The sequence below is a fragment of the Ligilactobacillus aviarius genome, assembly GCF_001654615.1.
Classification (GTDB): domain Bacteria; phylum Bacillota; class Bacilli; order Lactobacillales; family Lactobacillaceae; genus Ligilactobacillus; species Ligilactobacillus aviarius_B.
Genome location: NZ_LWUD01000046.1, coordinates 32690 through 40126 on the forward strand (window position 1 = coordinate 32690; position 7437 = coordinate 40126).

Sequence of the window (7437 nt, forward strand, 5' to 3'; positions counted from 1 at the left end):
AAGCAGGCGATCATCTTGGGAATTAAAGACATCGATATCAGCAATGTAACCTACTATGACTTAAACAACCAGATCAACATTCCCGTAAATAATAAAATTCCATTGGAAAAAGATAAGGAAGCTTTACAAGCCTTCCTTAAAGAGAATGTTGAACCGAACACGAAACGCTTCTCTTCATTAGAGGAACGTTTTAAATTTCTCATCGAAAATGACTACATCGAAAAAGAATTTGTTGAAAAGTACGATTTTGAATTTATCAAAAAACTGTATGCCTACCTTGAAGACCAACATTTTGAATTCCAATCATTCATGGCAGCTTACAAATTCTTCAATCAATATGCTTTAAAAACAAACGATGGCAATTATTACCTTGAAACTTACGAAGATAAAATTGCAATGAACGCCCTTTACATGGCAAACGGCGATGAAGACCTTGCAATGCGGCTTGCAGATGAATTGATCCATCAACGATACCAACCCGCAACCCCAACGTTCTTGAATGTCGGGCGGAAACGCCGGGGAGAATTCGTATCCTGTTTCTTGCTTCAACCAACTGATGATATGAATTCGATCGGTCGGTGCATTAACTCGGCATTGCAGCTTTCAAAAATCGGTGGCGGCGTTGGAATTACGTTGAACAATCTCCGCGGTGCTGGGGCTCCAATTAAAGGAATCGAAAACGCGGCTTCGGGAGTTGTTCCGGTAATGAAACTTTTAGAAGACAGTTTTTCTTACTCAAACCAACTCGGCCAACGTCAAGGGGCCGGCGTGGTTTACTTAAGCGTCTTCCACCCCGACATCATCGAATTTTTAGCAACTAAACGCGAAAATGCCGATGAAAAAGTTCGGATGAAGACCCTCTCCCTTGGGGTAATTGTTCCCGATAAGTTTTATGAATTAGCTCAACAAGACGCTGATATGTACTTATTTGAACCATACGATGTTGAAAAGGAATACGGCGTTCCGTTCTCATACGTTGACATTACCAAGGAATATGACAACTTAGTCGATAATCCGAAGATCCATAAAAAGAAGATCAAGGCCCGGGAGCTTGAAGAAGAAATCAGTAAGCTTCAACAAGAATCCGGCTACCCGTACATCGTCAACATCGATACCATGAACCGGGCTAACCCCGTTGACGGTAAAATCATCATGAGCAACCTTTGCTCAGAAATTGCCCAAATTCAACGGCCATCAAAGATCAACGACCTTCAAGAATATGAAGTTCTCGGATCAGACATCAGTTGTAACTTAGGATCGACCAACATCGTCAACTTGATGGCTTCACCTGATTTCGGCAAGTCCGTTGAAACCATGATGCGGGCATTAACATTCGTTTCTGATCAAGGAAACGCCAAGGTCGTCCCGTCGATTTATGAAGGCAACAAGTTAAGCCACTCAGTTGGATTAGGGGCAATGGGCCTGCACGCCTTCTTAGCCAAGAACCACATTCAATACGGTTCACCGGAATCAATTGAATTCACCAATGTTTACTTCATGTTATTAAATTACTGGACATTGGTTGCTTCAAATAAGATCGCTAAGGAACGGCAAGAAACATTCTTTGAATTTGAAAAGAGTTCATATGCTGACGGTTCATACTTTGACAAGTACATTAACCAAGATTGGGGTCCAACAAGCGATCGCGTTAAGGAATTATTCGCCGGCATCTTTATTCCAACTAAGGAAGACTGGGCTAAGTTAAAAGAAAACGTCATGCGTGACGGCTTGTACAACGCTTACCGGATGGCGGTTGCTCCAACCGGCTCCATTTCATACGTTGGCAACACAACCGCTTCCCTTCAACCAATCATTCAAAAGGTCGAAGAACGGCAAGAAGGTAAAATCGGAAAGGTCTACTACCCAGCTGCTTACCTTTCAACCGATACAATGCCGTATTACAAGTCTGCGTATGACTTAGATATGCGGAAGATGATCGATGTCTACGCTGCAGCTCAAGAGCACGTTGACCAGTCAATCTCAATTACCTTGTACTTCAAGTCAACGATTGCTGAAGGCCTGTACCCATGGAAAGACGGTCGCACGGATAAAATGACGACCCGCGACCTATCGATCATCCGGAATTACGCATGGCATAAGGGAATCAAGAGTTTATACTACGTCAGAACATATACTGACGATGGCTCAGAAGCATTCAGTGTGAATGAATGTGAAAGCTGTTCAATCTAACATTCTTTTTAGGGGAAGAAAGGAATTTATTTTATGAAAATCAACATTTTATTTACCTCAATTGAAGGCAACACACGGGCATTTATTGAAAAGTTAAAAGACTATGCTGAAGCTCATCGACCGGACGACACGATCAACGCAAAGGAGATCAGTGAAGCCGATCCGTTTGATGACGAAACTGAAGATTATTTTGTTTTCGTTCCAACCTACCTTGATGGCGGCAACGGAATTGATAACGGCGTTAAGGAATTAATGACCAATGCTTTAGGGGAATACATTGATTACGGCGATAATGCCGCTCACTGTTTAGGAGTTATTGGTTCAGGAAACCGGAATTTTAACCAGCAGTTCTGTTTGACTGCTCGCCGGTACGCCCAACAATTCAACGTTCCGTTTCTCGATACATATGAACTTCGGGGAACTAGTCGCGATGTGGAACGGATCTACCAAACAATGCTTGACGTTTTAGCATAGGAAAGTGAGGAAATTTCTGATGAGCAATAATTACAAAGCAATCAACTGGAATAAAATCGATGACGCAATTGATAAAGCAACGTGGGAAAAATTAACGGAACAGTTTTGGCTTGATACCCGGATTCCGGTTTCAAACGACTTGAAGGATTGGCACCAACTTGATGACGATCACAAGTACCTTGTTGGTCATGTTTTTGGTGGCTTGACCCTGCTTGATACCGTTCAATCCCAAGACGGAATGGCATCATTAAGACGGCATGTTCGCACACAACATGAAACAGCGGTTTTAAATAACATTCAATTCATGGAATCAGTGCATGCCAAAAGCTACTCAACGATTTTTTCAACGTTGAATACTCCGGACGAAATTGACGAAATCTTCCAATGGAGTGATTCTGAAGAATTTCTTCAAAACAAAGCCAAATGGATCAGCGATATTTATAACGATACGGCTGAAGATCCGTTGAAGCAAAAGGTTGCGAATGTTTTCCTTGAAACTTGTCTTTTCTACTCGGGATTCTATACTCCCCTTTATTACTTGGGCCACAACCAATTACCCAACACCGCTGAAATCATCAAATTGATTTTACGGGATGAATCTGTTCACGGAACATACATTGGCTACAAGTTCCAACTTGGATTAAAGGAACGTGGCGAAAATGAACAGCAACAAATGAAGGACTGGTTGTATGACTTCTTGATGAAACTTTACGAAAACGAAGAAAAATACACCCACCTTCTTTATGATCCAGTTGGCTGGACGGAAGACGTATTAACCTTTGTCCGGTATAACGCAAATAAAGCGTTAATGAACCTCGGTCAAGATCCGCTCTTCCCTGACACAGCCGAAGACGTTGAACCAACCGTCATTAACGGAATTTCAACAACCACATCGAACCACGATTTCTTCTCTCAGGTCGGCAATGGCTATCGTCTTGGGGAAGTTGAAGCCATGACCAATGAAGACTACGAAAAATGGGCAAATGATGACCCTGAAAAATAAAAGCGAGGAATATTTTATGCAATCAAAGGAAGTTACAACGTTTCATAATATCATGCGGTTTAAAAAGGAAAATGCCAGTTCAGGACTGATCGAGATTGATCACCTGTACATCGATCTTTCAAACGAGAATCAAAATGAATGTTTCATTCAAAACACGGCAAAACAGATTCTCAAAGATCATCTGTGGTATACCGGCGTCCAGTTTAAACTTAAGGGCGATCAACAAATTCGTGATTTTATAATTGATCATTACCCGCAAATTGCCCATGCAATTCAACAACTTGACCCGCTTGTCGTTGCCAAGGATGAACAAGCAAATGATCAAAACGCAACTCAACTCTCAAAATGGCTTAAAGTCAATGATTTTCTTGCTGTTCAACTTGCTCGGGTCAAAGTCGAGGACGTCGAAGAACCGTTTATTAAGTAAAATAAAAACGTTAATTAGGAAGACTTCTTAATTAACGCTTTTTAATTATCTTTTATTTTTTAATCCGTTTATAGTTTGAATCATAATACTTTCCAGCCCGAATATCATCTGTCATTCCTTTATACGGAGCTTCGGCAATCACATCCTCATTATTTTGACCTGCATCACCCATGTAAGTAATCGTTGCAAATTCAGGAACTAATAATTTTGGATAAGTCTCATATTTTTCCCGGGCTTCTTCCATTACATCAATGTGTTCATTTTGGAAAGTAACCGTGATTTCCGGATGTTCTTCAACCCATTTGGGGAAGAAAATTGTTCCATGCATTTTCTTTTCGTTTGGCATAAAGTCAAGCGCCACATCTGTTCCAGTTGGTTCAGTCCAAGTGATCTTATAAACGCCTTCAGTCAACATTACAATATCAGCTTCTTGGTCTTTAACCCAACGACCAGCAACCATTCCCCCATGAATCCGATAATCAACTGTGTGATCATTTTTGGCATACCATTCATATTCCCAACCATTGTCATATGTATAAATAAAATGAGTTCCTAAAAAATCATCAAGGGTTTTAAATTGTCTTTCCATTTTGCTCCTCCTTCATCTTATGTCGTTATCGACACAAATATTATATCAAGTTTTAAAATACTTTTTAAAACCAAAAAAGAAGCACTGCATGCACAATGCTTCTCTTTCATAATTATTGTTGCAAGAACTTCGGTGCCAAGACCGTAAACTTCTCTGGTTTCCGTTTCTTGTTAACAACCATTACCAATTGCAACATCGTAATTGCAATTGAGCTCCGTTTCCGGTAAGTCGTATATTTTGAATGCCATTCATTCGCATATTTGTTCTTAAATGACTTTAATCCTTGGAAACCATATAACTTGTAGCCATATTCATAAATAAAGTGGGCAATCCGCTCTTCAATAAAACTGTACTTTGAGTCCCCAACGTTAGATAACGGTGCCATTCCAAGGTCGAAGTACTTATAGCCATTCTCCTGGCCGTACTTGAAAAGCTCGATGAAGACCTTATCCATGATTCCTGATGGCGCATCGCTTCGATGCCGCATCAAATCAATCGACAACGTGTCCTTTTCCATTGGCATTAAGGTCGCAAATGATACTAATTTTCCGTCCTTATCGCGAACAATTGCAACCGGTGCGCGTTGAATATAGCTTTCATCAAAGAATCCAAGGGAGAAGCCCTTTTCGTTCCGGCTGCCAAGCCAACTATCAGAAACTTCCTTTAATTCGGCCATTAATTCTTCACTAAACGGCGGTTCAACCATTGAAAACTCGTAGCCTTCGCGTTCGAACTTGTTCATTAAAGCCCGTTGTGCCCGTTGTTTCTTTCCGCTCAGCGTAAACTTATCAAGTTCAACGTAACCTTCTTCTCCGGTCTTGATAAAGTCGAATCCAAACTCGTGAAGGATCATCGTTAACTTCGAATTAATTTCGTAAAATACTAACTGATAACCATATTTATCCGATAGTGAAACTAATTCCCGCACCGCGTCCTTCAAATACCGCTGATTTCCGACTGGTTCACCCATAATGATAATTTTATCAGCTTTGATCTGGTACATCAGGTAAAGCTGATCTTCATTATCTTTTTGGAAAATGTAAATAAACTTATCCTTTAAGTAAGCAAGATGACTAACTTCATTCCCGCCGTATTGATCAATGATCGCCTTGATGCGCTCTTCAGGGAATTCCATCTGATTAAACGGATCTTTCCCCTTTGTAAAGTAATTCATCATGACTAACAAAATCAAGCCGGCAATAATCATTCCAACTAGTCCGTACAGCCAAACTTGCTGATCAGGGAAAATCAAGCCAGCTGGGATCCGGTGATGGTGATGTTGATGCGGCCGGTTTAAGATTCCGACTAACATGTAGAGCAAGAAAGCTCCCCCGAACATCAACATGCTTAAGACCGTACTTTCAAATGAAAATTGCATCTTTTCCCGGTATAACTCTTTGCGTGAAAGCACAATGCAAATCATTACAAAGACCAAGAAAATTGCCAGGGTCGGGGTGTATTCTTTCCACAACGTATTCACAACCCCAATTGCTAAAATAATCAACGTTGGAACATAGGCTTTGCGTTGCTTAAGTTGAATTGCCCGCGCCATTCCCAACAGCAAGAACGCAAACAAAATATTCGTCATCTGATTCAGGAAGAAGAACGTATACGGCATAAACTTCATCAAAATTGAATTTGAGAAGGTAAAGTTCGGCAACGCAGATTCAAGTAACATGAAGATTCCAGAAAAGTACATAAACAACGTTACCAACCCATGGGCAACCTTTTGAATAACTGATTGCGGGATCCCATCAAAGTTTTCATTGATTTGATGACCCATATCATGGACGAAGAAAACGCCCCCGATAATAAACGGAACAATATAGTAGAACAACCGGAAGAAGAGAATCCAAACAACCGCTAATTCACTTGAAACCCCTAAATGGGTCAGTTCCAAAATCATGAACACATCAAAGGAACCCAAACCACCAGGAACCATTGAAATAATTCCTAAGATTTCAGCAATGATGTACAACGGGACAACATCGATCAACTTGATGTGAATTCCCATCAAGGCACCGATCACAAGGAAGAATAAGGCCGCACAGCCCCATTCAACCGTTGACCCAATGATCAACGCAAATTCACGTTTCCACGTTAGATCCTTGAAAAATTCATTATCTTTGAATTTCGTAACAAAGAATAAAACTGGAAAGTATAATCCGCCGGCTAGCAGCCAAATCGAATACTTATGGAAAATTGCTTCTGATGGAATGGCAAACATCATTACCAATGAGATCCAACAGAAAATTGAAAGCCCGGCTAACAGGAACAATGCAATTTTGGAAATCGCATATAAAATTTCCTTTTTACTTGCTCCATCCTTATAAAAGTTTGCCCGCAACGTCGCTCCAAGCAAACCGCCAAAGCCCGCAACGTTGGTAAACGTATTTGTTACCCACCCGCTGCGCGCAATATACCCGGTTGAAAAATCACCCGGTAAAAACTTAACAATGACAAAGTCATAAATCAACATTGGCAAGACCGCAATCAAACCGCAAACCAACATTGCGATAATGACAACAGGCGATTGATCTGAAAGGGCTTCGCCAACTTGATGCCAATTTAATTGATGAAAAATTCTTCCGATTTCAGTAAAAACAAACAGTAATACTGAAAGGATGAAAACCATTTTCAACAACGTGGCATGTTTTTCATAAAAATCTTTTACTCGCGTAAATGCTTTTCGCATTATCGCTCCTCCTCGTAATATATGTTTTGTAATCATCTCACGATGATTTTCCTTAAAAA

The 7437-nt window shown here is 40.6% G+C and carries 6 protein-coding genes; 4 read left to right on the forward strand and 2 right to left on the reverse strand.

Annotated elements, in window-relative coordinates; all coding sequences use genetic code 11:
- Positions 1 to 15: 15 nt before the first annotated feature.
- The 4 genes from nrdE to A3O17_RS06260 are packed head-to-tail and all read left to right on the forward strand — an operon-like array spanning position 16 to position 4094.
- Positions 16 to 2190: a class 1b ribonucleoside-diphosphate reductase subunit alpha gene (gene nrdE, locus A3O17_RS06245; RefSeq protein ID WP_064208451.1), complete on the forward strand. Its 2175-nt coding sequence runs from the start codon at positions 16 to 18 to the stop codon at positions 2188 to 2190.
- Positions 2191 to 2223: 33 nt separating this feature from the next.
- A complete protein-coding gene (gene nrdI / locus A3O17_RS06250; protein ID WP_064208450.1) occupies positions 2224 to 2664 on the forward strand; it encodes a class Ib ribonucleoside-diphosphate reductase assembly flavoprotein NrdI in 441 nt (146 codons plus the stop codon).
- A gap of 19 nt (positions 2665 to 2683) precedes the next feature.
- Complete coding sequence (nrdF, locus tag A3O17_RS06255) at positions 2684 to 3667, forward strand: class 1b ribonucleoside-diphosphate reductase subunit beta (protein WP_057826778.1); 984 nt, start codon at positions 2684 to 2686, stop codon at positions 3665 to 3667.
- A gap of 16 nt (positions 3668 to 3683) precedes the next feature.
- Entirely contained in the window at positions 3684 to 4094 is a 411-nt protein-coding gene (locus A3O17_RS06260) for a hypothetical protein (RefSeq protein WP_064208449.1), read from the forward strand.
- Positions 4095 to 4146: 52 nt separating this feature from the next.
- On the opposite strand, the gene A3O17_RS06265 is transcribed toward A3O17_RS06260, so the two are convergent.
- Together A3O17_RS06265 and mprF are read right to left on the reverse strand one after the other, a co-directional pair.
- Positions 4147 to 4683 (reverse strand): phenolic acid decarboxylase, encoded by a 537-nt coding sequence (locus tag A3O17_RS06265; protein ID WP_064208448.1) that lies wholly within the window; start codon positions 4681 to 4683, stop codon positions 4147 to 4149.
- A gap of 112 nt (positions 4684 to 4795) precedes the next feature.
- On the reverse strand, positions 4796 to 7378 hold the full coding sequence (gene mprF / locus A3O17_RS06270; RefSeq protein WP_064208447.1) for a bifunctional lysylphosphatidylglycerol flippase/synthetase MprF: 2583 nt from the start codon (positions 7376 to 7378) through the stop codon (positions 4796 to 4798).
- Between the last annotated feature and the right edge of the window lie 59 nt (positions 7379 to 7437).